The organism is Agreia sp. Leaf210 (assembly GCF_001421485.1).
In the GTDB taxonomy this organism is placed as follows: domain Bacteria; phylum Actinomycetota; class Actinomycetes; order Actinomycetales; family Microbacteriaceae; genus Agreia.
Window position 1 is genome coordinate 513,590 of sequence record NZ_LMKK01000001.1, and the last position, 22,620, is coordinate 536,209.

General features: G+C 61.7%; 18 protein-coding genes. 7 read left to right on the forward strand and 11 right to left on the reverse strand.

Annotation, left to right across the window (positions count from 1 at the left end; translation table 11 throughout):
- Nucleotides 1-42 precede the first annotated feature (42 nt).
- Together ASE64_RS02465 and ASE64_RS02470 are read right to left on the reverse strand one after the other, a co-directional pair.
- The gene (locus ASE64_RS02465; RefSeq protein ID WP_156351609.1) at nt 43-855 is read right to left on the reverse strand and encodes a rhamnan synthesis F family protein; all 813 of its coding nucleotides are present in this window, start codon (nt 853-855) and stop codon (nt 43-45) included.
- Nucleotides 856-1,121: 266 nt separating this feature from the next.
- Nucleotides 1,122-2,951 (reverse strand): glycosyltransferase family 2 protein, encoded by a 1,830-nt coding sequence (locus ASE64_RS02470; protein WP_055775427.1) that lies wholly within the window; start codon nt 2,949-2,951, stop codon nt 1,122-1,124.
- Between the two features lie 37 nt (nt 2,952-2,988).
- On the opposite strand from ASE64_RS02470, the gene ASE64_RS02475 reads away from it, so the two are divergent.
- A complete protein-coding gene (locus ASE64_RS02475; protein ID WP_156351610.1) occupies nt 2,989-4,413 on the forward strand; it encodes a hypothetical protein in 1,425 nt (474 codons plus the stop codon).
- Here ASE64_RS02475 and ASE64_RS02480 read toward each other — a convergent pair.
- Nucleotides 4,398-6,338: a glycosyltransferase family 4 protein gene (locus ASE64_RS02480; protein WP_082465841.1), complete on the reverse strand. Its 1,941-nt coding sequence runs from the start codon at nt 6,336-6,338 to the stop codon at nt 4,398-4,400. The genes ASE64_RS02475 and ASE64_RS02480 overlap by 16 nt on opposite strands.
- Nucleotides 6,339-6,534: 196 nt before the next feature.
- Between ASE64_RS02480 and ASE64_RS02485 the strand changes: the two genes are divergently transcribed.
- Nucleotides 6,535-7,671, forward strand: a complete 1,137-nt coding sequence (locus tag ASE64_RS02485) for a glycosyltransferase family 2 protein (protein ID WP_055775436.1) — start codon at nt 6,535-6,537, stop codon at nt 7,669-7,671.
- Nucleotides 7,672-7,714: 43 nt separating this feature from the next.
- On the opposite strand, the gene ASE64_RS02490 is transcribed toward ASE64_RS02485, so the two are convergent.
- The 3 genes from ASE64_RS02490 to ASE64_RS17905 form a co-directional block, all read right to left on the reverse strand.
- Nucleotides 7,715-8,836, reverse strand: coding sequence for an ABC transporter ATP-binding protein (locus ASE64_RS02490; RefSeq protein WP_326938943.1), 1,122 nt, complete (start codon nt 8,834-8,836; stop codon nt 7,715-7,717).
- Between the two features lie 90 nt (nt 8,837-8,926).
- A complete protein-coding gene (locus ASE64_RS02495; RefSeq protein ID WP_055775441.1) occupies nt 8,927-9,838 on the reverse strand; it encodes an ABC transporter permease in 912 nt (303 codons plus the stop codon).
- A 151-nt stretch (nt 9,839-9,989) separates the two neighbouring features.
- Nucleotides 9,990-11,156: an acyltransferase family protein gene (locus tag ASE64_RS17905; protein WP_082465842.1), complete on the reverse strand. Its 1,167-nt coding sequence runs from the start codon at nt 11,154-11,156 to the stop codon at nt 9,990-9,992.
- 154 nt (nt 11,157-11,310) lie between these two features.
- Between ASE64_RS17905 and ASE64_RS02505 the strand changes: the two genes are divergently transcribed.
- Together ASE64_RS02505 and ASE64_RS02510 are read left to right on the forward strand one after the other, a co-directional pair.
- Nucleotides 11,311-12,741: a rhamnosyltransferase WsaF family glycosyltransferase gene (locus ASE64_RS02505; protein ID WP_055775447.1), complete on the forward strand. Its 1,431-nt coding sequence runs from the start codon at nt 11,311-11,313 to the stop codon at nt 12,739-12,741.
- Nucleotides 12,742-13,021: 280 nt separating this feature from the next.
- The gene (locus ASE64_RS02510) at nt 13,022-13,771 is read left to right on the forward strand and encodes a glycosyltransferase family protein (RefSeq protein ID WP_055775450.1); all 750 of its coding nucleotides are present in this window, start codon (nt 13,022-13,024) and stop codon (nt 13,769-13,771) included.
- 22 nt (nt 13,772-13,793) lie between these two features.
- On the opposite strand, the gene ASE64_RS02515 is transcribed toward ASE64_RS02510, so the two are convergent.
- From ASE64_RS02515 to ASE64_RS02530, 4 genes are read right to left on the reverse strand one after another with little or no spacing between them, the layout of a single operon-like run.
- Complete coding sequence (locus tag ASE64_RS02515) at nt 13,794-14,795, reverse strand: glycosyltransferase family 2 protein (protein ID WP_055775453.1); 1,002 nt, start codon at nt 14,793-14,795, stop codon at nt 13,794-13,796.
- The gene (locus ASE64_RS02520; RefSeq protein ID WP_055775456.1) at nt 14,792-15,718 is read right to left on the reverse strand and encodes an NAD-dependent epimerase/dehydratase family protein; all 927 of its coding nucleotides are present in this window, start codon (nt 15,716-15,718) and stop codon (nt 14,792-14,794) included. The genes ASE64_RS02515 and ASE64_RS02520 overlap by 4 nt, the downstream gene beginning before the upstream one ends.
- Nucleotides 15,711-16,895, reverse strand: a complete 1,185-nt coding sequence (locus tag ASE64_RS02525) for a rhamnosyltransferase WsaF family glycosyltransferase (protein WP_055775459.1) — start codon at nt 16,893-16,895, stop codon at nt 15,711-15,713. Before ASE64_RS02525 ends, ASE64_RS02520 begins: the two co-directional genes overlap by 8 nt.
- Nucleotides 16,896-16,939: 44 nt before the next feature.
- Nucleotides 16,940-18,190, reverse strand: a complete 1,251-nt coding sequence (locus ASE64_RS02530) for a rhamnosyltransferase WsaF family glycosyltransferase (protein ID WP_055775462.1) — start codon at nt 18,188-18,190, stop codon at nt 16,940-16,942.
- 73 nt (nt 18,191-18,263) lie between these two features.
- On the opposite strand from ASE64_RS02530, the gene ASE64_RS02535 reads away from it, so the two are divergent.
- The 3 genes from ASE64_RS02535 to ASE64_RS02545 are packed head-to-tail and all read left to right on the forward strand — an operon-like array spanning nt 18,264 to nt 21,827.
- Nucleotides 18,264-19,364 carry a glycosyltransferase family 2 protein gene (locus ASE64_RS02535; protein WP_055775465.1) on the forward strand — a complete coding sequence of 367 codons (1,101 nt, stop codon included), beginning with the start codon at nt 18,264-18,266 and terminating at the stop codon, nt 19,362-19,364.
- A 31-nt stretch (nt 19,365-19,395) separates the two neighbouring features.
- Entirely contained in the window at nt 19,396-20,943 is a 1,548-nt protein-coding gene (locus tag ASE64_RS02540; protein WP_055775468.1) for a DUF2142 domain-containing protein, read from the forward strand.
- Entirely contained in the window at nt 20,940-21,827 is an 888-nt protein-coding gene (locus ASE64_RS02545) for a glycosyltransferase (RefSeq protein WP_055775471.1), read from the forward strand. The genes ASE64_RS02540 and ASE64_RS02545 overlap by 4 nt, the downstream gene beginning before the upstream one ends.
- Here the strand turns inward: ASE64_RS02545 and ASE64_RS02550 are convergent.
- Nucleotides 21,824-22,567 carry a glycosyltransferase gene (locus tag ASE64_RS02550; protein WP_055777320.1) on the reverse strand — a complete coding sequence of 248 codons (744 nt, stop codon included), beginning with the start codon at nt 22,565-22,567 and terminating at the stop codon, nt 21,824-21,826. The two genes, ASE64_RS02545 and ASE64_RS02550, sit on opposite strands and share 4 nt — an antisense overlap.
- Nucleotides 22,568-22,620: the final 53 nt, after the last annotated feature.

The following is a 22,620-nucleotide window of genomic DNA, read 5'->3' on the forward strand; positions in this document are numbered from 1 at the left end:
GCATCAACACCCGAGAGCTCGTTTTCGATTGTTGGGGGTTCATCACATCCACTCCCGTAGTTTTTCTCCATAGAGCAGCTCCACGGCATCGTCGATGTCCCGGTTTAGGTGGAAGAGGTCCGCATTCTTCACGAGCATGGCCTTCACGAAGGGGAAACCCAGCCTCATCATGTGAAACCAGCCGACCGTCGTGGGATTTTGGTTCGCCCAAACGAGCGCGGGCGAATCCAGCAGGGGTTCGGAGACGAAGCCCTCTGTACGCAGCAGCTTGCTGAAACCGATCTCGTAGGTCAGAACGATCTCGTCCTTGTCGTCGATATGGTCGACATTCGACCAAAACCGCCTGATGCTCGGCGCCTCGAGCACTTTGTTTCTGAAGCCAAGCCAGTAGCTTTGCAGATGCGGCGCGATCTCTTCGGTGTGGGTGATACCCCAAACGTCGCTTGTCGACCTCTCGAAAGCCTCGAGCGTGGGGGCGAGCGATGCGAATGGTCCGACGAGGCTGTCATTGGTGAGTATGACGAGCGGAACGGTGTGGATCACCGGAAAAAGCGATAGCGCGGTCGCCCAGGAGCCGAAGTCGTATCCGCGGTTGGGTTTCACGACGACCGTCGGATGTCCGACGAACCACTCGGGCCAGCGGAGTTCGCCTTGAACATCGCTCGCACGCACGAGGACGACCTCATAGCCGCCTGACTCGAACTCGGCCACCAGCGTGGCGAGTGACCGCGACACGTCGAGAGTCGCCGCATAGCTCGCGATCACCGCGACGCGACTGAGACCCGTGCGAGGAAGCTTGTCGGAGATGACGGTCGCATCGGCCGCGAGCCTCATCGCTGGGGAAACGGTGCTCATCGCCGGACCGAAGCGATAAAGGCGCGGAGGCGGAACCGGGCTCGCCTGACGGGCGCGGTCGTCCTCCACACGGTCGAGCCCCGGAGTTCCGCAAGGAGTCTCTGGTCTCGACGCTGTTGCGCCTTGAGGTGCTCTACCTCTCGAGCAAGCGACTCGGCTCGAGCGGACAAGCCTTCGGCGGAGTGGCGGAGCGCAGAGAATTCGGCCCGGAGCAAGCGGAGCTGCTCTTCGGGTGAGACATCGATGGGGCTGGGCACGTGTTTCTCCTAGACCGAGACTCGGGCGATCGTGTGCAGTGCTGACCGAAGCTCCGAGCCTGCCATGCGTGCGAAGCGCTCGGCGGTTCGATGTCCGTTTTCACGGAGCTCGGTGGCGACGGAGTCCATTGTCGCAACGTCCCCGAGTGCTTTCCTGAGAGCTCCCGACTCCCCTCCGTCGGCACCGACAAGGAGCGCGTTGTACCCGTCGAGTACCTCGAACTTCGTCTTGTCGTTTACCAGGCCGACGAAGGCTCCTCCGAGGGCCATGAGACTAAGCGGCTCGAGGCTGTTCTCATAAGGCGTCAGAGCGACGACAGCGAGCGGTCGAACCGACGAAAGTCGCTCGATCGCGGCGCGCGAAATGTCACCGTCTTCAACGACGACGGTGAGTCCATGAGCTTCGGCGACGGCACGAATAGCTGCTACTGCGGATGGCGGGTTGTTCACTGAGACCACCACCCTCTCCGCAGGCTCCGGGGCCAGCGGTCGTGTCGGCAGCGCGGGCACGACCCGGTGCGATGTCTCCCACGCACTCTCGGCACGAAGCTGATCCGCGACCCAGCGGTTCGGCGCGACGTAGTCGAATTCGGGCCGATACTTCGAGACGATCATGCTCTGCTTGTCGGGGTCCAAAGGAAATGCCCCGCTCTCGACTGTCGGCAGGAGATAGGCTGGCTTGCCCTCGTGGAGGCTGCCGAGCCAGACGGTGTCGGCTGCGCCCCAATCGCAGGCGATCTTGAGGCTCGTGCGCGACGCGAGGTCGGCGACGACGGACTCGTCGACCGTGGTGGCATCGGTCGTAAGAACTGCGGCGGACACTCCGAGCCGCTGGAGTTCGGACGCCTGGTGCGCCACGTAATCGCACCAGAGGGCCGACGATGCGGGACTCAGGACGAAGTCGACATGCAGATCGTCTTCGCCGACAGAGCGTTCGAGGAACAGGTGCGACCACTTCCTCCAGAAGTGGCGCATCGACCCCAGCTCGCGGGCTCCTTGGCTGTAGCCGCGTGTCGCCGATTCGTGGTGCACGACCATCGCCGCGGGTTGATACAGGCACCGGATACCGCGGGTCCAGGCCTCGATTCCGTAGTCGACGTCTTCGAATCCAAGCCAGTAGGTCTCATCGAGTCCGCCCAGCTCTTCGTATGCGCTTCGAGTGATGTAGACGCAGGCGCCCGAGATCGACCTGTTGTAACTCGACACGTTGGCCAGCGGGCGGTTCGCTGCGCTGCCGACGTAGAGGTGACCGAACCACTGGGGAGCGAGAACCCGCGCGTAGTAGGTTCCGCCGTACTGGATTCTCCCGTCGGGGTACACCAGCTTCGGACTGACGAGACCGACCTTCTCGTCGACGGCGTAGGCACCGTACTGCAGGGCCTCGAGCCATCCAGCCTGCGCAACCGTATCGCTGTTGAGCAGAACGATGTCGTGCCGGGCGGCGGCCATGCCAACGTTGACCGAGACGGCGAAGCCCTGTCGTTCCTCTTTGAAGATGACTCGGACCCGCGACGACTCCAGGGTACGAAGCAGCGCCGAATTCGCTGGCTGGCAGTAGTCGTCCACGACGACGACCTCGTAGTCGAAGGCGGCGCATGTCTCCCGAACCGCCTCGAGGCATGCCGTGAGCAGCGGGAAGTCGTTGTAGCTGGGAATGACGATGCTGACCGGGCGACGATTGCGGGCGACCCACAGGCCAATGCTCGGATCCTGCGCAAGGCCGGAACTGCGATCGGCCAGGCTTCGATCCTGGCGGGCGAGGTCGATTCGATCGCGCGCGGACTCGGGCAGCGCCCGGTAGATGCGTCGAGCAATCGGACGAATGGGGAGGAGCGACATAAAGACAACGGTATCGATGAATTACTCTGTGTTCATCATGGGACAGCCACCACACGATCGCGAGACGCATCCCCGAACCCGAGTACTGCTCGTCGCTCCGGATGTGATCGGGGAACGAATGGCCGGTCCGGGTCTGCGATTCGTCTCCATCGCCCGCGCGCTGGCGCCGCACATGCACGTCACGCTGGCCGCGGGGGTCGACGGCAGCACAGCACTCGACGAAGAGGGCCGATCGTTCGATGTCGCCTATTACACAGAGCGCTCTGAGCTCGAAGATCTCGTCGCTGCCACCGACGTCATCTTCTGCCAGTTCTTCGACACGCACGTGGCGCGCCTCGCGAACGAGGCGGGCGTGGCGATTGTCTACGACCTCTACAACGCCCTACCGGTCGAGACAATCGGCTCGAATCGGATCAGCGGCTTCACCGACGAGGAGGGCAAGGATCGCGAATACTCCGAGCTCGTGAAGTACTTCGCGTTCTGCGCCCGGGCCGGTAGCTACTTCGTCACGTCGAACGAACGTCAGCGCGACTGGTGGCTGGGCTTCATCATGGCCAGCCTCGGTGTGCTGCCCAGCACCCTGCACGGGCGCAAGGCCGACGAGATCATCGGGCTCCTTCCCTTCGGCTCAGAGGACAGAGAACCCGAAAGCGTCTTCCACGGACTCCGGGGACGGCACGGTCTGGAATCGTCGGATTTCATCGTTCTCTGGGCAGGCGGGATCTGGGATTGGTTCGACGCGGCGACGCCGATCAGGGCGATCGCATCGCTGGTAGACGAGAACCCGCACATCAAGCTGGTGTTCTACGGCACTACGCACCCGAATGCATCCATCGGGGAACCCGCGACCGTTCGTGCTGCCAAAACCCTCGCTGACGATCTCGGCGTACTCGGAAGCAATGTCCTCTTCCTCGACGACTGGGTGCCGGCCGCGGAACGCGAGAACTATCTGCTCGACGCGGACATCGCCATCTCGACTCACCAGGACTCACTCGAGACCCACTATGCATTCCGCACACGTATTCTCGATCACTTCTGGGCACGACTGCCCAGCGTCGTCTCCCGCGGCGATTGGTTCGCCCAGTACATCGATGATCAGGGCCTCGGAATCGTGACCGATGTCGCAGACGTGCCAGCGGTGGCCGCCGCAATCCGTACCTACGCGCTTGATGAGGCGATGCGAGCTGCGACGATCGAGCGCATCGAGTCGATCCGCGCGCACTGGACCTGGAGCGAGACGACCCGGGAGCTGCGCGAGCGGCTCACTATCGGATTCTCCTCAATCAAGCGCCCTCGACTCGACCCCGAGGAGACCATTCACCCGACCGAAGCGCCTGCCCCGGCCGTGCCGAGCACAAGACAGCTCGTCAGGATGCTTCTAGTTCGTTCTCCGTTCGGTCCCGTTTTGCGACACGGCCGGGCGGTAGTGCGGCAGGTCTCTTCACGTCAGAGGCGCAAGTAGAAGTGCTCGAGCTCATCGAAGATCGTCGCCCAGGTGAATTTGGCAGCCGTTTCCAGCCCAGCGACCCTCAACCTTTCCTGAAGGGCGGGGTCGCCCATGAGCCTCTCGATCGCACGAGCGAGATTGGCGTCATCTTCCTGATCGACCATCAGACAGTTGACCTCGTCGTGACAGAAGCCCCTGTTTCCGTGTGAATCGGTCGCTATGACCGGGCATCCGGCTGCCATCGCCTCGATGATGGGCAAGCTGAATCCCTCGTGCCGAGAGGTTTGCACGAAGCAGGTCGCCTCGTTGTAGAGCCGATTGACGGTGAAGTTGTCGGGCGTCGTGACATAGTCGGACCGCTCGTCGTCGACGATCGTCGGCTCGCCGCCGAACAGCAGCAGGCGCGGTCTCGCCTCGCCAAGGCTTGACCACGCTCTGTGCGTCATGGCGAAGTTCTTCTGGAAGAACGAGCGTCCGATCGCCAGCACGGTGTCGTCGCGTCGCGGAACATCGGGCAGCGGCCGGTAGTATTCGGCTTCGTATCCAACGGGGATGAGGGTGGGGTCCACACCGACCGCCCGCAGCTCGTCGAGCTGGAAGTCCGCCGTCGTGAGGTAGGCGAATTCGCGACGATAGCTCGAGACCACGGCAGCCCGCGCAATGGCGTCGTCGGGGTAGAACCAGGTCTCGAACTCCTGCACGAACTGCACTGGGACGCCGTCATTCACACTCGCGAGCCAGACCACCTGACCGGTCTCCCACCACGTCGCGACCTTTATCGCCTGCTCATTTCGGAGGGCCACCATCAGGTCGTAGTAGCTGCGGAACTGTCTGACGGGAACGAGAAGGTCGGTCCACGTCGGTGCCCCCTCGAGTGACCAGATCTCGACTGAAAAGCCTCGGCGTGTCAGACCGTTGGCCTGCTCGAAAACCGTTCTGATACCGCCGCTGATCGACGTGGCATTCAGTACGAAGATCACGCGCCGATGACCGGACTCGTCTACAACAGGCCGATGCGTCAGCCATTCGCGCTGGCTCACCGTCATCTCCGGGGCACGGACGTTGCTGACGGGAAGGACCACGGGAGTGAAGGCGAGAGTGCGCCAGTTCTGCTTCCACCCCTGCATAACGAGGTGAGCAAGCTGGCCGGATGTCGCCAATGGAGCGAGCGCCACCGCATCGACGATGATCCGATCCATCATGCCGTGGGTGAGATAGAAGCCATGCACCCCGGAGGTCAGGACATATCGAGGAATCGCAGCCTGCCCGTAGTCCGTGCGAGTGGGGCCAGCCTCCGCCCACGATCCGCTCGCCCTGTCATAGTCGAACCCCGCGACGGTGCGATCGCCCTCGGAGTAGGCCGGGGTCACGGCTCCGACCTCGCCCTCGATATCGTAAGTGTTCGCCGCGTGTCTCAGCCGGACGACGTCGAGCAGAGGAATGAGTGGCTGCGTGAGGTCGACGAGTAAGACGTCGCATTTGCGCCACCACTGCTGCATGAACGTCACGACCTGGGGCAGAGATGTGCTCTCGGCTGTCTCAACGAAGTCGCAGGAGGTAACGTCGTCCGCTCCGACGAAGGGGCGACTCGCCGCGAGCTGTGGTGACACGACGAAATGCGTGAGCAACATCTGCCTGGCCTCATCGAGCCATTGGCCCAGAGCGGGGTCGTCCGTAGAGCCCATCAGTACCAGAACGATCCGCGCCGGGGAGAGAGTGTGCCAGTTCAGGGCGTCGCCGGTGGGGAGGTCGGTCGTGATCCCATTCGGAAAGACCTTGTGCGGCACCTCCTGCGCCTGCCGTGCTCGTTTTTGGAATTCGAGGAACTCACGGGGCCCTGTGCGCTGGAGCACTCTCGCGTGACCGAGACCCTTGCGAGCGGCACCGGCCGCAGATGCAATACCGGTTTTGATCAGGCTCGCCGGATTTCTCATATCCATGCGGCCAGCCTATTCGGTCACCACAGCGCCCTCCAGGTCACTCCTCCATCGACTTCACCCGGGGTCCGACTGGAGCGTGCGTTAAGCTGGGCTCTGGCTTCGCCGTCCTCCCAATACGGATTTTCGGGTCACCTCCATGACGCCCGAGTTGGCTCGAGAGGTGAGAGGCGGATCGACAGATGGGAAAGCGCGCCTCATGAAGATTGCGATGACGGTGATGGTTCGCGACGAAGCGGACATCATCGCGGCCATGCTCGACCACCACATCGAACAGGGCATCGACACCATCATCGTGACCGATAACGGTTCGATCGACGGCACCACGGAAATTCTCCAGGATTTCGCCGCACGGGGCCTCATCGAGCTGCGCCACGATCCCGTTCACAAGAAGCAGCAGTACACGGTGGTCACTCAGATGGCCCGGGATGCCTACACGCAGTTCGGGGCAGACTGGGTCATCAATGCCGATGCAGACGAGTTCTTCATTGCGGCAGATCCGGCTTTGACGGTAGCGGACGCACTACGCATGACACCGAACTCGATTCGCACCTTCACTGTGCCTGTCACCAATATGGTCGGCCCGCCGGCCCTGTCAGGAACGGGTCTGCAGCGTCTCGTCTATCGGGACCACCGCTCCGCTGAAGAATTGCAAAACAAGGGGCTGATGCCCCATCCGACAGCCAATGCGATCCACGTCGGCGACCCAAACATCGAGATCTCCCAAGGAAATCACTTCGTCAGTCTAGAGCCGGATGGCGCACCCGAGGAGGCCGCGGCCATCGAGGTATTGCATTTTCCTTCGCGCTCATGGCAGCAGTACAGGAACAAAGTCGAGATCTCCGGCACGGCTTACGCAAACAACCCCGATCTGCTGCCCAGCCCGAACCACCATGGCCTTAAGGACTATGCGCGATTCAAGACGGGCATCCTGCTCCCCTACTTCCTCGCACGTCACCCGACTCCCGCGACCGACGACGAGGCGGTTCAGCGAGGCGAACTGATCGAGGACCGGCGGATAGCCGATGCCCTCGCCTCTCCTGAACCCGACATCGAGCTGACTGCGGCGGATATGGACTTCGACTCGCATCTATTCGAGTATGAAAGTCGGTTGGAGGCCAGCCGCCTCGACAAGTCCCGACGAGCAGCCGCTGACATCGAGCGGTTTGAGGGCGAGAACCAGGACCTGAGGTCAGACGTCGTCCATCTCAGAGCAAAGATCACGGAATACGGCATGGTCGTCAACGAGCTCCAGACCGATATCGCCGCCTACCGGAAGCGCTTGGCGGTGCGCTTCGTAGATCGCATTTCACGCGCTATCCGAAGACGCGGATAGCAAGAGTCCCCGTTTCTCACGAGGCGAAGATCAGGATTGCGGTTTAGTCGAGACGCCCGAGATCGACGATCTCGGGGCGAGCAAACAGCGTTCCCCCGGCGAGGTCAAAGAAGGGCACGTCGAATGACGCAGCCTGGGGCTTGTCGGCCAAATGGGAGTGCGATGCGTCGATAAGCGAAGCGTTGATGAAGTACTTGCCACTTCCGAAAGCGACATTCTTCACCGTGAACTCGACGGTGCGAGACTCTCTCAGAGGCAGCAGCTGAATACCCAACCGGTTCGTACTGGTGCCGTATACCGCCTGGCCCATAGACGTATCGATTTGAATCGCAGCGATCCAGTCTTGAACTCCGGTGTCATGGCTGAATGCGACCCGCACCTTGAGATCATCGCCGGGTTGCACCGGGTCTCCGACAGCTCGGCCGTCTGCCCACGCCTCGACCGAGTCGATGTGCCCAGAAACGACCGGCTCTTCAGTTTTCTCGGCCCTTTCTTCGACCTCTACAAGCCGTCGGTCTTCTAGCACCTCACGCATCATCTGGGTCGCCTCATAAGGGACTCCGTCGAAGATCAACTCACCGGAGCTCAGGAGTACAGCCCGGTCGCATAGCTCATTGACCTGCCCTAGCGAATGAGTGACGAGGACAATGGTTCGGCCTTCCGCCTGAAAAGACCGGATCTTGTCGAGGCACTTACGCTGGAACGCCTCGTCACCAACGGCCAAGACCTCGTCGACCAGAAGAAGATCGGGATCGACGTGGATCGCGACGGCGAATGCCAATCGCACGTACATACCGCTGGAGTAGAACTTGACCTGGGTGTCGATGAAATTGTGGATGCCAGAAAAGTCGACAATATCGTCGAAGTAGAAGTCGGTCTGCTTACGCGAGAGTCCGAGAATCGAGGCGTTGAGGTAGACATTCTCTCGACCCGTCAGGTCGGGATGGAAACCCGCACCGAGCTCCAGCAGCGCCGCCAGACGACCACGCCGCGTCACCGAACCGGTCGTGGGTTCAATGATTCCACCGATGGCCTTCAGCAGGGTGCTCTTGCCGGATCCGTTCGGTCCGATGAGACCGATCGTGGTGCCAGCGTTGACGTCGAGCGAGACATCTTTCAGCGCCCAGAAATCTTCTTTGTTCTTCGAAGAGCGGCCCGCGTTCACGATGCGCTCTTTCAGGCTTTTCTCTTTGCGAATGATGAATCGCTTCGATACGTTCTCGACGCGTACGACGGGTACGGCACTGCTCATGGGTTAAAGCTCCTGGGCAAAGTTGCCCTGTAGGCGAGAGAAGACCCGCTGACTTATGAAGAGGAAGACGAGGCCTACGGCAGCGGCCACGACGAGGCGCAGCGCTAGACCATCGAGGGAGTCCGACGACGAGTTCGGCGACCACAGCGCTTCCTGGAACCCGATGACAGCGAGCGTGATCGGGTTGTTCAGATAAACCTGTGCCAACCACTCCGGCATGTACTTGATCGCAAACGTCCAGTGATAGAGAATCGGCGACCCCCACATGAAGAGCATGAGCACGACCTCGACAAGGTACTGCACGTCGCGGAGGAAGACATTGAGTGCAGATAAGAGAATGCCCAGCGCGGTGCCGTAGATGATGATCACGACGAGCGCCCCGACCCCGTACAGGAGGTGCGGCCCGAATGTCAGCGTACCCACGAGTGCGGCTGTTACAACCAGGATCAGCAGCTGGATACAGAGGTTGAACAGCGCCGAACCGACCGCAGATAGCGGGAAGATCTCTCGCGGCAAATAGACCTTCTTGACCAGCCCCGAGTTGGCGATGATCGATGACGTGCCACCGCCTACGATCTCGCTGAAGAGGGTGTAGATCGTAAGGCCGGCAAAAATGTAGACCGCAAAGTTGGGGATGCCGCGCTCGGCGCCGAGGAACTTGCCCACGACCACGTAATAAATAAGCAGCTGGGTGAGCGGCTTGATCAAGCTCCAGACGAAGCCCAGACTGCTGTCTTTGTAGCGGGCCTTCAATTCACGCTTAGTGAGAAGGCCAAGCAGTTCTCGGTGCTTCCAGATGTCTTTCAGAGAACCGGCTGCACCGGATACGAGCTGGTCAGGCGCCCCTGCACGCTCAAAGGGCAGGGAGTCAAGTCGGGCCAGACGTTCCTTTGCAGTACCCTGAATTTCCGCCATGCAATGAACTCTCAATCATTTGCGCCGCGCAGGTGCGCAACAATCGCGTCCGAGAATACATCAGTAGATTGCGAGTTGTGCCCTGGCCTGCTGAGTCGGGGAGTTTGCAACTCGTTTTATCGTTGCTGGTCCCGCTCAATATTGTCGTTTTCTAAGTCGATGGCGTCGATTGCCTATTGCTGATCCGCCTGTTGACCGCCCGAGCGAGCCTATGGCTCGGGGCCTCAATTAGACGAAAGAAGATTTCGGTCAGCACGAGAGCGATGACGATAACACCTGGGATGACCAATCTCGCGGGTAACCCCGCAGCGCCAGCCAGATTGCCCGCGACAACGACCAAAGGCTCGTGAATCAAGTAGAGGCTGAATGACCTCGTTCCAAGCCATCGCACAAGACGAGTACTCAAGAACGCTGACCACCCGCCAGGTCTGGCCGATAGCACGAGGAGCAGTGCGGCTCCGCCAGCCTGCGCTACACGCGTGACAGCGACGAGTTGAGGCTGGCCGATGTAGACGCCAGGTGCGTAAGCGAGCCAATAACTAGACAGGCCCAAGACGGCAATCGCCCATAGCCCGACCAATAAAGCCCGCGGGAGACGGTCCAGACGGAACGCGATCTCGTTCCATCCGAACGCAATCATGGATCCGAGCGCGAATACGGGGAGTTGATAGAGCCCGCCCATCTGGTACGGGCGGTCAGCGGGCCCCACTAAAGCACCTACGAGTAGCAACATCACGACCAGGCAGACCTTCAGAGGCCATCCCCGTAGCCAGCGTCCTCCAAAAATGACATAGACAGGGAGCAACAACGATAAGAGGACCTCCCACTTGAGCGTCCATAGCGCACTATTGCTAAATCCCGGCCGTCCGAGGAGCGCCAGGTCATTCAGCAACCCATCGGCGTTCAGCTCGGACGGATGGCCCGCCACCCAATCAGTGACCGACTCGGGTGAGGCGTGCGGAACGAGAGCTATGGTCACGCAAGCGAGACATACGGCGGCCCAGACTGGAATGTAGAGACGAATGAGGCGCTGCGGATAATACGCTGCCCATCGCGGAGTTCTACCTTGTGCACACGGGAGACAGAGAACGAACCCGCTCAACACGAAGAAGATCGTTACAGCCACACTTCCGTCCCAGAACAGGTGCAAGGGGGTATATGTCAGCCACCATGCTGCATCACCAATTACGACGGGGGCGGGTGCTCGATATGGCGCGAGGAGCGCAGGTACGAGAAGTAACGAGTGGTGCACGAGAACGACAAGAGCGGCTATGCCTCTCAGCCCGTCGAGGGAGCTGAGACGGCGGCTTTGATCCATGAGCGGAGCTTAGCGAGTGCGCCGAGCGGGGTTGACACCACGTGCCTGGTCACGCACGCCATTCGTCGCCCGGCATCAGATCCTCGGGCCGGGACCTGCCAGTTAGAATTCTCTGATGAGTGCGCGTGCGCGCTCCCGAGCTGGAAACGAGACTATGCGCACCATCACACTGTCAGCGTTTGTGGATTACCTTCGTATTTCTCGCGCGTACATGCTCGACAGTAGCTTCCGCCTCGCGCTGCGCCGTTCCCTCCCGGATAGGGCTGCCTTGGTTGCATCGTCTGAGTCTTCAGAAGAAATCCATGCGGCCGATGTGACGCCCCAAAAACAACGCGAGCAGGACGAGGCCCTATCAGCCAACAACGACGGCAATCCATATGCGGGATTGACCGCGACGAGTATGGCGCTTGTGAACGTGTCGACCACCGCGTCCGTTGCAGCGCTCAACGTGATCTTTCTCGAAGTCCGACCGTACGCGATATTTGCTGGAGTGAAGACGGCGCTTGAGGTCGCGTCTGCTCTCGCCCTAGCGCTCGATGTTCAGCTTCGAATCGTTCTTGTCCAGTCGACCGGGCTCTCGAGAGATGACGAGCACGCGTTGCAGCATGAGATCCGCGACCACGTGACCGATCAGGGCTTCGTCGATTCGGCGCTCGAGGTCTCTGTGGTCGGCCCGTCCGCAATCTCGACAACCGAATTCGGCAGCGCCGATTTCTGGTTGGCGACCCATTGGTCCACTGCTCACGCGCTCGACGTAGCATGCCGGAGCCGACTGATTGATCGATCTCGATGCGCGTACCTTATTCAAGACTACGAACCAGGTTTCAACACGTGGTCTACGGAGTTCACCCTCGCGCGTGCCACCTACCACGCAGGCTTCGTACCGATAGTCAATTCGGTTCCGCTCGCCGAGTACCTTCGAAAGAACGAGGGCGCGCAGATCTCTGATCGAGCAATTTTTGCCCCCGCGTTCGACCTCGACGACCTGCGTCGGACCTACGAGTCCCGCCAGGCCCATCCTCGCGTCCGGATCTTCTATTACGGGCGGCCCTCAAAGCCACGCAATCTTTACTCTCTGGGCATTTCAGCTCTGCGGCTGGCGGCTCAAGCCACCCAAACTCTCGGTATTCCGGTTGAATTTTTCATGGCAGGAGAAGCCGGGCCCGACGTGGAACTAATGGATGGAATGACGATGAAAAACCTCGGAGCACTCGCTCGTGAGGATTACTTCACCTTCCTCTCGACAGTCGACGTCGGCCTTTCCCTTCAGTACAGCCCCCACCCCAGCCATCCACCCTTCGATCTGGCTCTCTCTGGCGCACTCGCCGTGACAAACGAGTTCGATGGGCGAACGGCGCTCCATGCGAACATGATCCTCGCCCCCACCGACCCAGACGAATTGGCAATAGCTCTGATCCACGCGGTCGAGAGATCGATTGAGAGCCAAGGCGGAACGCCTTCCCCGTACGAATGGAACGGCCATCAACTAGGTGCCTGCCTCCGAGACGTTATTAACGAGACTGTCGCGATTTTCGATGGCCGAGATTCCACCGATATCCGCCAGAAGGCCGATCACCATGATTAGGCGAGTAGCGCACAAGGTGTTCACGCTTTCACGACAGCCTCGAATTCGATTTGCGGTACTGGGACGTCCCGGGCTTCAACTTTCGATCAAGACCGCTGCAGATGTCGGCCCCAAGGGCGATGTCTGGGGCGACGTATTCTTTGCCAACGATCTAGCTGAATCTCTTCGACGACTCGGACATGTCGTCTTCATCGACAGACTCGGCGAGGCCGTCCGCCCGGAGGGAGCTGCCCACGACGATGTCGTCATCCACCTGCGTGGACTACACCGAACCCACGCCGTGCCCGGCGCCGTCAACGTGCTCTGGGTGATCAGCCACCCGGATCTCGTGGACGACGACGAGCTACGCGCGGGTTTCGACATCGTCTTCGCTGCGAGCGAGCCCTGGGCCCGACGCAAGACATCCGAGGCGGGCCTTCGGGTGCTGCCACTGCTGCAGTCGATGAACCCGCGGCGCTTCCACCCGGGGCCACCGGATGAGTCCCTGCGGTCGGACGTATTGTTCCTGGGCAAGTCGCGGAACATCTTCCGGCCGATCGTAAAGGACTCGATAGAAATCGGCGCCGATCTCGGTGTCTACGGCGACGGCTGGGATCAGTTCATCGATTCCGAGTACATCCGCGCCGAGTTCCTCGACAACGACCGTGTCTCCCCCGCCTATCGAAGCGCTCGCGTCGTGCTCAACGACCACTGGGAAGACATGAAACGCGAGGGCTTTCTCTCGAATCGACTCTTCGATGCCGTTGGCTCCGGCGCCGTCGTCGTCTCCGACAGGGTCGAAGGAATCGAGGACGTCTTCGGCTCGGCGGTCGTGCCGTACGACTCGGCCGACGAGCTGAGGGGCCTTCTCTCGATCGATCACTCATGGCCGAGCATGGGCTCTCGTCTGAGGCGTGTGCGCGCGCTGCAACGCAACCACTCCTTCGATGCGCGTGCCCGCACCATACTGACCCGGTTGCGGCGGCTCTACGCGCGCCGTCTTCTGGGCGAAGTGCGCACGAGAATCCGTTCGAGGATCATCGCTCGTTAAAAGGCCCGCCGAGACAGCCCGCTCAGTTGACCTTACGGCTGTGCTCCAGGGAGCCGGCCCGGATTGCGGCCTCGTCGCCGAGGTCGACCCGCGTCGCCGCCCGGTAGGCGCGCCATTTGGCGATGTGGAACCGTGGATTGACGAGGAGCCACCGCAGCCTGCCGAACACAGAGAAGTCATCGCGGAGGATACGGATCGTGTCGACGAGGATTCCTCGCACGGTCATACGCAACTGGGCGCGGCGCCGCATGGGCGGTATCGGCTTGCCAATCTGGCGAAGCGCCACCGTCTCGTCGAACATGCGCTTGCCGTACTCGTCGAGCGTGAGGTCGTTCGAATGAATGACGGCTCCCCGAGGTGCGTAGGCCTTCTTGTAGCCTGCCTCGATGATGTCTTGACCGAACATCATGTCTTCGGAGTAGCGCACGTCGCGGTACGGGATCTCGTTTCGAAGAAACGCAGTCCGCGTGGCCGAATTGACGTCGGAGTAAAACGACAACGCGTCGATGAGCCCTTGCTCTTCCGCCGTGCCGTCGTCGGAGAACACGGTCGTTCCGAAATCGGGTCCGAAGCCCGCGAACACTCCCTCGATCTCGTACTTGAGGAGAGGAAAACAGCCCGGTCGCGGAATCTGCTTGCCCATGACCGCCTTAATGTCTGCGGCCTCGTCGCGAAGCGGGGCCAGCAACTCGCGAAGCCAACCGTCCGAGGCTGGGATGGCGTCGTGCGTGAGATAGGCGATGAACTCGCCGCGGGCGAGGCGAGCAGCAAGGTTACGCGTTTTTCCGTGCCCGAATTCGGAGTTCGAAATCTGGTGGAGCCTAACCGCGGGGTGCCGAGCAACGATGCCGAGGGTTCCGTCTGTCGACCCCGAGTCGATCACCAGAATGTCGACCTCGCCATCGACGGACTGTTTCTCCACAGCGTTCAGGATCTGCTCGAGGTACGTCTCTCCGTTGTAGGTGAGAACCGCAACAGTGACCAGGACGTCGGGCTCGACATTCTCGGGTTGAGTGACAGTCATCGAGATTCGCCTTTCACGTGCTGCCAGGTGTCAGCGATACCCCGCTCGAGGCTGACGAACTCGTCGTATCCGAACTCCGAGGTGAATCTGTTCGTGTCGAGCACGACCCGATCGAGGAACGTCGAGGGAACGGGCTTGACCTCGATGTCGGGCTCGATGCCGGTGACCCTGCGCGCCACGTCGAGAAGATCGCTCACACTCGTGCCTGTTCCACTGCCGATGTTGTAGACGCTCTCGCTCGAGGCGCTGCCGACGGTCTCGCCGATCATGCGCACGGCATCCTGCACGTAGAGATAGTCGCGCACCATCGAGCCGTCGCCGTAGACCGTGAGCGGCAGGCCTCGTGCCATGCGCGACAGGAAGATGGGGATGACGCCCTGCTTCTTGTTCGCTCGCTGCCGCGGACCGTAGGGGTTCGAGATGCGGAACGAGACGGAGTCGAGTCCGTACTTTTTGCCGAAGTAGCGAAGGTACCCCTCGATCGCCAGTTTGCCGATCGCGTAGGGCGACACGGGCAGTGGCGAAACGGTCTCCGAGAAGGATGTCCGGGGCTGGTCTCCGTAGATCGCTCCGCCGGTCGAGGCGAAGAACACCTTCTGCACTCCCGCGTTGACGCAGTGCTGGAAGAGCTCGATGCTCGATGCGATATTCGTTCTCACGTCGAGGGTTGGATCGTTCTCGGCGGTCACGGGGGTCGTCGTCGAGACGAAGTGGAAGACGAACTGCTGCGCCGCGACAGCCTCGGTGACGTCGGCCTGATTCATGAAGTCACCGGCGATCTGGCGAACGCCACGAGCCGAGTAGGCGGCCTGCTGGCTCGAGAACCGATCGAAGGCGGTCACCTCGTGCCCGCGCGAGACCAGTTCGTCGACGAGGTGCGAACCGAGAAAGCCGTTCGCTCCGATGACCAGGCAGCTAGCCACGGACCGCGTCCTCGAAGATCGTCACGAACGTGGCGCCCGCCGCATCCCAATCGGCGCCCTGAACGCTCTCGGAGGCGAGGCGCGCGTGCTCTGGCAGATCGGCGCGATCAACGACCTCGACGAGTCGTCGGGCGAGAGCTTTGGGCGATGGGTCGGCGTACTCGATAAAGGGGTTGTCGCTGACAAGACGATTGTTATCGCCGTCGTTCACGACGGGGATGACCCCCGAGGCGAGCAGTTCAAGGGGCAGCAACGACATGTTGGTAAGCGAGATCACCAGGCCAGCGGCACACCTGTTGTATACGGCATTGAGCTCGTCGATGCGCAGGTCTTGAAGATTCACATAGGGGAAGGGGATCTTGTAGGGGCTCACGTCCCACCCCGCGAGATTGATGACGTAATCCGGTCGCTCCCGGGCGAAATGAGCCAGAGCCAGGATGCCGAGCTCGAAGCCGCGCCTTTCGGTCACAGGTCGTGCGTAGAAGAAGATCTCTTTGCGGCGGCCCTCGTTCGTGATGCGATACAGCGATTTGTCGGCGCCGAAGTCGTAATGAGAGGCGGCCATACCGTACTCGGTCGACAACTTGTGAGAAAGGAAGCCACCGGCCGTGATGCCGTGGAACCCGAAGCGATAGGTGTTCTCGGCCAGCACTGAGGCTGAACCGACGGGCGTGAAGTAGGGCTCGAAATCCTGCACGAAATAGAAGCGACGGGCCGACGATGGGTCGCGGAACGACGCGTAGGCCGTCTCCCAACCGGTTGCGAAGATCGCATCGACGTCATCGCCGACGCTCTGCCCGGTGTGAGCCTCGATTGTCGCCTTCAGCTTCGGATACGAGGGAGATGCGGCCAGCATGTCCTTCACGGTCGCGATGGTGAAGGGGTGCATCGAGCTGTACAGGTAAATCTTGATCGTGTGGCCGGCGGCCTCGAGATAGCTCATGAAACGGAAGATGTTCTGGTGGCCGCCACTCGATTCCCCCGGAGGGGACATGATCCATGCGACGGTCAGGGCGCCATCGCCGACCGCACGAGGGTTTGCGACAGCCGGATGCGGAATGCTCCAGTCGACCTCGCTCGCGTCATCGGTTTTGACGAGCAGACGGATGGGAACGGAGTTCGGCATCGGTTTGACCGAGCGCGCGATGTTTCGCGCCACCCTGGCGGGCAGAGCCATCGGTCCCTGCTCCCGAACAACTTGCCAAACCTTCTTTAGTGAACTCACCGTGCCATGGTACTTGGCCCCTCGGCCATGGCCCGGTCGAAGGCGTCGATGAACATCTCGCCCGGGTCTGCCCAGTCGATGCGGGCGACCGACTCGGCCATCTCCCGTGCGTGCTCGACCTGGCGGCCATCATCCACGATCTCGATCATGCGCCGAGCCATCGCGCCGGGCGACAGCGGCTGGTAGTCCATGTAGGGACTCTCGAAGATCTCGCGCGTGTTCGGCCCATCGTTCACCACGGGCACGACGCCACTCGACATGACCTCCATCGGCAGCAGCGACATGTTTGTCAGAGACAAAATGAGCCCGGCGGCGCAGCGGTTGTAGACCTCATTGAGCTGCGAGATGTCGAGCGCGGTGTGGTTCACGTAGGGAAACGGCACCCAATAGGGCGAAATGTCCCAGCCCACCATGTTGATCGTGATCTCGGGCCGCAGGCGGTGCAGCTCCGTGAGTACGAGGCGACCGAACTCGAAAGCGCGACGGGATGTCGGAGGCCTGGCATAGAACAGCACCTCACCTCGCCGAGAGGTATTGGTGAACGAGTAGTGCTGCTTGTCGACCGCGTAGTCGTAGTGATCGCCGGGCATGCCGTAGTCGTCGGTGAGCTTCTTCGAGAGCCATTTACCCGCGGAGATTCCGTGAAAGCCGAAGCGGTAGGTGTTCTCGGCGAGCACGTAGTCGCTGCCCGACGCGTAGAAAGCAGGCTCGAAATCCTGCGTGAAGTAGAAGCGGCGGGCGTTCGTCGGATGACGGTGGGCCGGATAGGCGGTCTCCCACCCGGTCGCGAAGATGGCCTGCGTGTCGGCATCGAGCCCCGTGGCCTGGTCGTAGATGCGCAGCTCGCCCCGGAGGTCGGGGTAGGCACTCGTCGTCTGGAGCATGAGCCGGATCGCGGCGAGATCGATCGGCTTGGACTCGGTCGTGTAGAAGTACACCGTCACGGAGTGCCCGGCCTTCTCGAGGAAGTCCATGAACCGGAACGCGTTCTGGTGTCCCCCGCTCGTGCGGCCAGGGGGCGAGATGATCCACGCGGTCTTCACGTTCTTGGTGACCGGAACAGGTGGATCGGTCTCGAACAGGGCCGGAACGGTCCAGTCCACCGCCACGGCGTCGTCGGGGTGCACGAGAGACTCGCCGGGCTTGTTCGTGTTGAGGTCGATCGAGAGTCGATTGAAGACCCGCGAGGCCGCCTGGCGCGGGCCTTCCGACCTCAGCGACGTGATTGCGCGAGAGAACAGGCTCACCGGAGACTCCTTCAACTGTGTTCTCGTACTCGACCCCGATCGGTGGCCGCGGAACAGCTAGTAGCCTAACCATGTGCCGATCGACCGAGGAGAAGCCATGCCGCACGACGAATTGCGGGCAACCGTCATTGTCGTGAACTTCAACGGCGGGGCCTTTGTGCTCGAGTGCATCGAGTCGCTCTCTCAGCAGAAGACGCCCGGCATTTGTGTCGAGGTGGTCGTCGTCGACAACGCGTCGACCGATGGTTCAGATCGTCAGATCGCACAGTTCTACCCCGATGTGCGAATCATTCGCAGCCCGAAGAACATCGGTTTCGCCGGCGGGGTGAACCTCGGCATCGCGAACTCCACCGGCGATGTCATCGTGCTGATCAACAACGATGCTGTTGCTGCTCCGGGCTTCGTCTCGGCGATCGTCGCGCCCCTCGTAGAAGACGGCAACGAACGGGTCGCTGCTGTCACCGCACGGATCCTTCTCAGCGGACGCTTCATTCCCGCGCCAGGCTCGCCCACGGCCTACGTCTCGGCTTCCGGCGCGAGATGGGAGCGGGTAGCGCGCAATGCCACACCCGGGTCGGGCGTCGCTCTCATCAACAGCACCGGCAACCAGGTCTCCCGCTCTGGAAACGGCCGGGATCGGTCGTGGCTCGACACCACCGACGACGAGGCGAGCCCCCAAGAGGTTTTCGGATTCTCGGGGGGTGGCGCGGCTATTCGGCGTGCGGCGCTCGAGTCGGTCGGACTGTTCGACGAACGACTTTTCATGTATTACGAAGACACCGATCTGGCCTGGCGCCTTCGCCGAGCCGGCTGGAAAGTGCTGTATGCAGAAGGCGCCACGGTCTGGCATCGTCACGCCGCGTCCAGCGGCATCCGGTCCCCTTTCTTTCTTAGACACAACGTGCGAAACCGCATTCTCGTCACGGCCCGCAACGGCACCCTCCGCATGCTCCTATCCGCCGTCGTGCGCACCGGCGGAAGCCTTGCAAAATCGCTCCGGCGGCTTGCACGCGACCGGCGCGACAAAGATGCCCGAGTTCAGGTCCGAGCGACAACGCTCGGGCTCCTGCAGGCTCTGGCGATGATGCCCGGATATGTCGCCGATGGTCGACTGCGCGACGCGGGTTCTCGCTTGCCCCGGTCGTTCATCAAGCACTGGACGGTCGACGATTGACTCCTGCCCCACACGCGAAAAGATTGACTCGATGACGAAGACTCTCCCGAAACGCGACAGCGTCACTCGCACCCGTTTCATGCTCTTCGTGATCTTCCCCGTCGCAATGTTCCTCAGTCTGGCGAGCTGGGCGCTCGCTTCTCCCGTGGGCGCAAGCCCGGATGACGATTTTCACCTGGCGAGCACCTGGTGCGGGCTCGGAATCCGTGACGGGTTGTGCGAACCCGGCGCCGAGCCCAATGAACGACTCGTTCCTCAGCTCGTGCGCGACGGAGCCGAATGCTACAAATTCGCCCCGGCCGAAAGCGCTGCCTGCCAGCAGCCCATCTCCGGTGAGGCGGCGGCGAAGCTGGTACCGACCGAGCGGTTGAACTCGACCGGTTTGTATCCTCCCGTCTACTACGCGGCGATGGGAGTGTTCGCATCGGAGGATGTCGAGCAGTCGGTGGTCGTCATGCGACTCGCCAGCATCGCGATCTTCGTCGCCCTGTGGACGGCCTTGTACGCCCTGCTTCCACGGCGGCGTCGTAGCACGCTCGTCTGGTCATGGGTAGTCGCGATCGTGCCTCTCGGCATGTTCTTACTTGCCTCGAACAATCCCAGTTCGTGGGCGATCATCTCTGGCGGCTCGGTCTGGATAGCGCTCGTTGGCTACTTCGAGACCACAGGAAAGAGGCGCGTTGCTCTGGGAGTATTGGCGCTCCTCGCGGCCGGGCTCGGCGCAGGGGCGCGTGCTGACTCGGCTCTCTACGCCGTCATCGGAGCCGGCGTTGCGGTGGCGCTCACGGCCAATCGAACCGTCGCTTATTGGCGCTTGACGATCCTCCCGATCCTCATCGTCGTCGGCTCGATCGCCCTCTACTTCACGTCCAACCAGGTCGCAGCTGCATCCACCGGAATGGGTACGGATACCACCATTGCGACCACGGATACTGGCTTTCTCCTGACCAGCAACCTTCTCGATCTCCCTCTGCTCTGGGCCGGTGTCTTCGGCTCGTGGGCACTCGGGTGGTTCGACACACGGATGCCGGGAAGCGTCTCGGTAGTCAGTCTCGCAGCGTTCGCCGTCGTCGTCTTCGCCGCGCTAGCCCATACGACGTGGCGCAAACTCCTCGTCCTGGGACTGATCGCCGGCGCGCTCGTGGCTATCCCGGTGTACATCCTGGTTCAGAGCAGCACCGTCGTGGGCAGCGGCGTGCAGCCTCGCTACGTACTTCCGCTCATCGTCATGTTCGCTGGCGTCGCGCTCTTCCACTTGCGCGATCGCGAACCTCAGCTCGGCCGCGTTCAGGTGTACCTCGTCGAAGGCGCCATCATCGTGGCCAACGCCATCGCGTTGCACGTGAATATGCGTCGATACCTCACTGGCGTCGACATGGGCGGGTGGAACCTCAATAACCGACGCGAGTGGTGGTGGGATCTTGCCGCCACGCCTGTGGTCGTGTGGGCCGTCGGAGCGCTGGCCTTCGCGTTCGCTGTGCACCTTCTCTTGCGATATCACAGTGTTCTCAGCCCGACCCACGATCAGCACCTCGAAGATGGCTACTCCTCACCGCGACTGAAATCGAAAGCGGCATGACCCTCGACATTCTGATGCCGTTCTACGGGCGCGTCGACCAGTTCCGGCTCGCCGTCGAGAGCGTACTGGCCCAGAGCGATGGTGAATGGCGTCTCGTGATCGTCGACGACGTCTACCCCGATATCTCCGCGGGAGAGTGGGCACGCGGGCTGAACGATCCCCGCATCACCTATCTCCGCAACGAACACAACCTCGGGGTGAGCGGCAATTTCAATCGTTGTGTCTCGCTCATCGAGAACGACTTCGCCGTGATCATGGGATGCGACGACGTGATGCGGCCGGGTTACGTGGCGCGCGTCGCGCGACTGCAGTCCCAGCACCCTGATGCTGACTTGATCCAACCCGGTGTCTCGGTTGTCGACGAGAACGGAGAACCTTCGAGTCCCTTACCGGATCGGGTGAAATCGCTTCTTCGCCCTCGCGGGTCGAAGCCGCAAGTCCTCGCCGGAGACCAACTGGCTGCCAGCCTTCTTCGTGGAAACTGGTGCTACTTCCCGTCGCTCTGCTGGCGAAGCGATCGGTTACGAGAGTTCGGTTTTCGCGAAGACCGCCGAGTCGTTCAAGATCTCACTCTGATCTTGCAGATCGTACTGTCGGGCGGAGCCCTTGTGCTCGATGACGAGACGGTATTCGACTACCGCCGACACGCGGCCAGTGTCTCGTCTCAGGGCGGCGTCGACGGCACGAAGTTCGCCGAAGAACGGGATGTCTTCTACGAGGCCGCCGACCGCTGTGACGCGCTGGGCTGGCACAGGGCCGCGCGGGTCGCTCGACGCCATGTCCCCTCACGACTCAACGCGTTGTCCGAGTTGCCGGCAGCGCTCCGTTCGGGCGACTCCGTCGGGCGCCGTGCACTACTGCGTCACGTTCTCGGCGGACGCTAGACGATCGAGGTCGGAGGCCGCAGCCTGACCCGCCTGCGGGCGATCAACATGCCACGCGCGAGCATCAGCCGCGCAGTGAGGATCGTTCCGAGCGGGCGCCACTTCAGCGGAGTGACGTTGTAGTCGTGCAAGCGCCGCTCGACGACCACCTCGCTCAGGTGCGAGATCGAACGCGTCGCATTGCCGAGGATCGCCAGCCAGAGATCGTGCGACTCGATGAAGATCTCGGGGAACGGTACGAGATCGCGCACAAGCTCTCGTCGGAATCCCATCGCGCATCCGAAGTAGGGGCGATACCCCACAAGGATCGCCAGAGTGTTCCAGCCGAACTTCCTGTCGTAACCGGGCCTCAGCGGCCGGCGTGCGGGCATCCGGCCGTTTTCACCCAGCACCGAGTAGTTTCCGGCAACGACAAGGTGCGTGTCCAAATGCGCGACCATCAGCTCTAGTCGCCCGGGAGTCCAGACATCGTCTTGATCGGAGAGCATGATGTACTTTCCGCGAGCGCGGCGAATGGCGTTCTCGAACGTTCGCACGTATCCGCGGTTGACCGGCTCGGCGTGCAATCGAACGCGCGGATCATCGATGCCCTGGATGACGGCGACCGTGTCATCGGGTGATGCGTCGTCGACGATCACGAGCTCATCGTCGTCGTGAAGCTGCTCGAGAATCGACTCGATCTGCTCCCTCACGAACGGTGCGCCTCGGTAGGTGGCCATGCACACGCTCGCCCGGATCATGCCACCATAGTATTCGCCCGCCACAGCTCTTCCGGCGTCCGACGAGAAGGAGG

Excerpts from the sequence above, each read along its gene's own strand:
- ASE64_RS02525 (WP_055775459.1), bottom strand. The coding sequence starts at position 16,895 with ATGGCTCTGCCCGCCAGGGTGGCGCGAAACATCGCGCGCTCGGTCAAA.
- ASE64_RS02465 (WP_156351609.1), bottom strand. The coding sequence starts at position 855 with ATGAGCACCGTTTCCCCAGCGATGAGGCTCGCGGCCGATGCGACCGTC.
- ASE64_RS02550 (WP_055777320.1), bottom strand. The coding sequence starts at position 22,567 with ATGATCCGGGCGAGCGTGTGCATGGCCACCTACCGAGGCGCACCGTTC.
- ASE64_RS02485 (WP_055775436.1), top strand. The coding sequence starts at position 6,535 with ATGAAGATTGCGATGACGGTGATGGTTCGCGACGAAGCGGACATCATC.
- ASE64_RS02475 (WP_156351610.1), top strand. The coding sequence starts at position 2,989 with ATGGGACAGCCACCACACGATCGCGAGACGCATCCCCGAACCCGAGTA.
- ASE64_RS02545 (WP_055775471.1), top strand. The coding sequence starts at position 20,940 with ATGACCCTCGACATTCTGATGCCGTTCTACGGGCGCGTCGACCAGTTC.
- ASE64_RS02470 (WP_055775427.1), bottom strand. The coding sequence starts at position 2,951 with ATGTCGCTCCTCCCCATTCGTCCGATTGCTCGACGCATCTACCGGGCG.
- ASE64_RS02480 (WP_082465841.1), bottom strand. The coding sequence starts at position 6,338 with ATGGATATGAGAAATCCGGCGAGCCTGATCAAAACCGGTATTGCATCT.
- ASE64_RS02515 (WP_055775453.1), bottom strand. The coding sequence starts at position 14,795 with ATGACTGTCACTCAACCCGAGAATGTCGAGCCCGACGTCCTGGTCACT.
- ASE64_RS02540 (WP_055775468.1), top strand. The coding sequence starts at position 19,396 with ATGACGAAGACTCTCCCGAAACGCGACAGCGTCACTCGCACCCGTTTC.
- ASE64_RS02505 (WP_055775447.1), top strand. The coding sequence starts at position 11,311 with ATGCGCACCATCACACTGTCAGCGTTTGTGGATTACCTTCGTATTTCT.
- ASE64_RS02495 (WP_055775441.1), bottom strand. The coding sequence starts at position 9,838 with ATGGCGGAAATTCAGGGTACTGCAAAGGAACGTCTGGCCCGACTTGAC.
- ASE64_RS17905 (WP_082465842.1), bottom strand. The coding sequence starts at position 11,156 with ATGGATCAAAGCCGCCGTCTCAGCTCCCTCGACGGGCTGAGAGGCATA.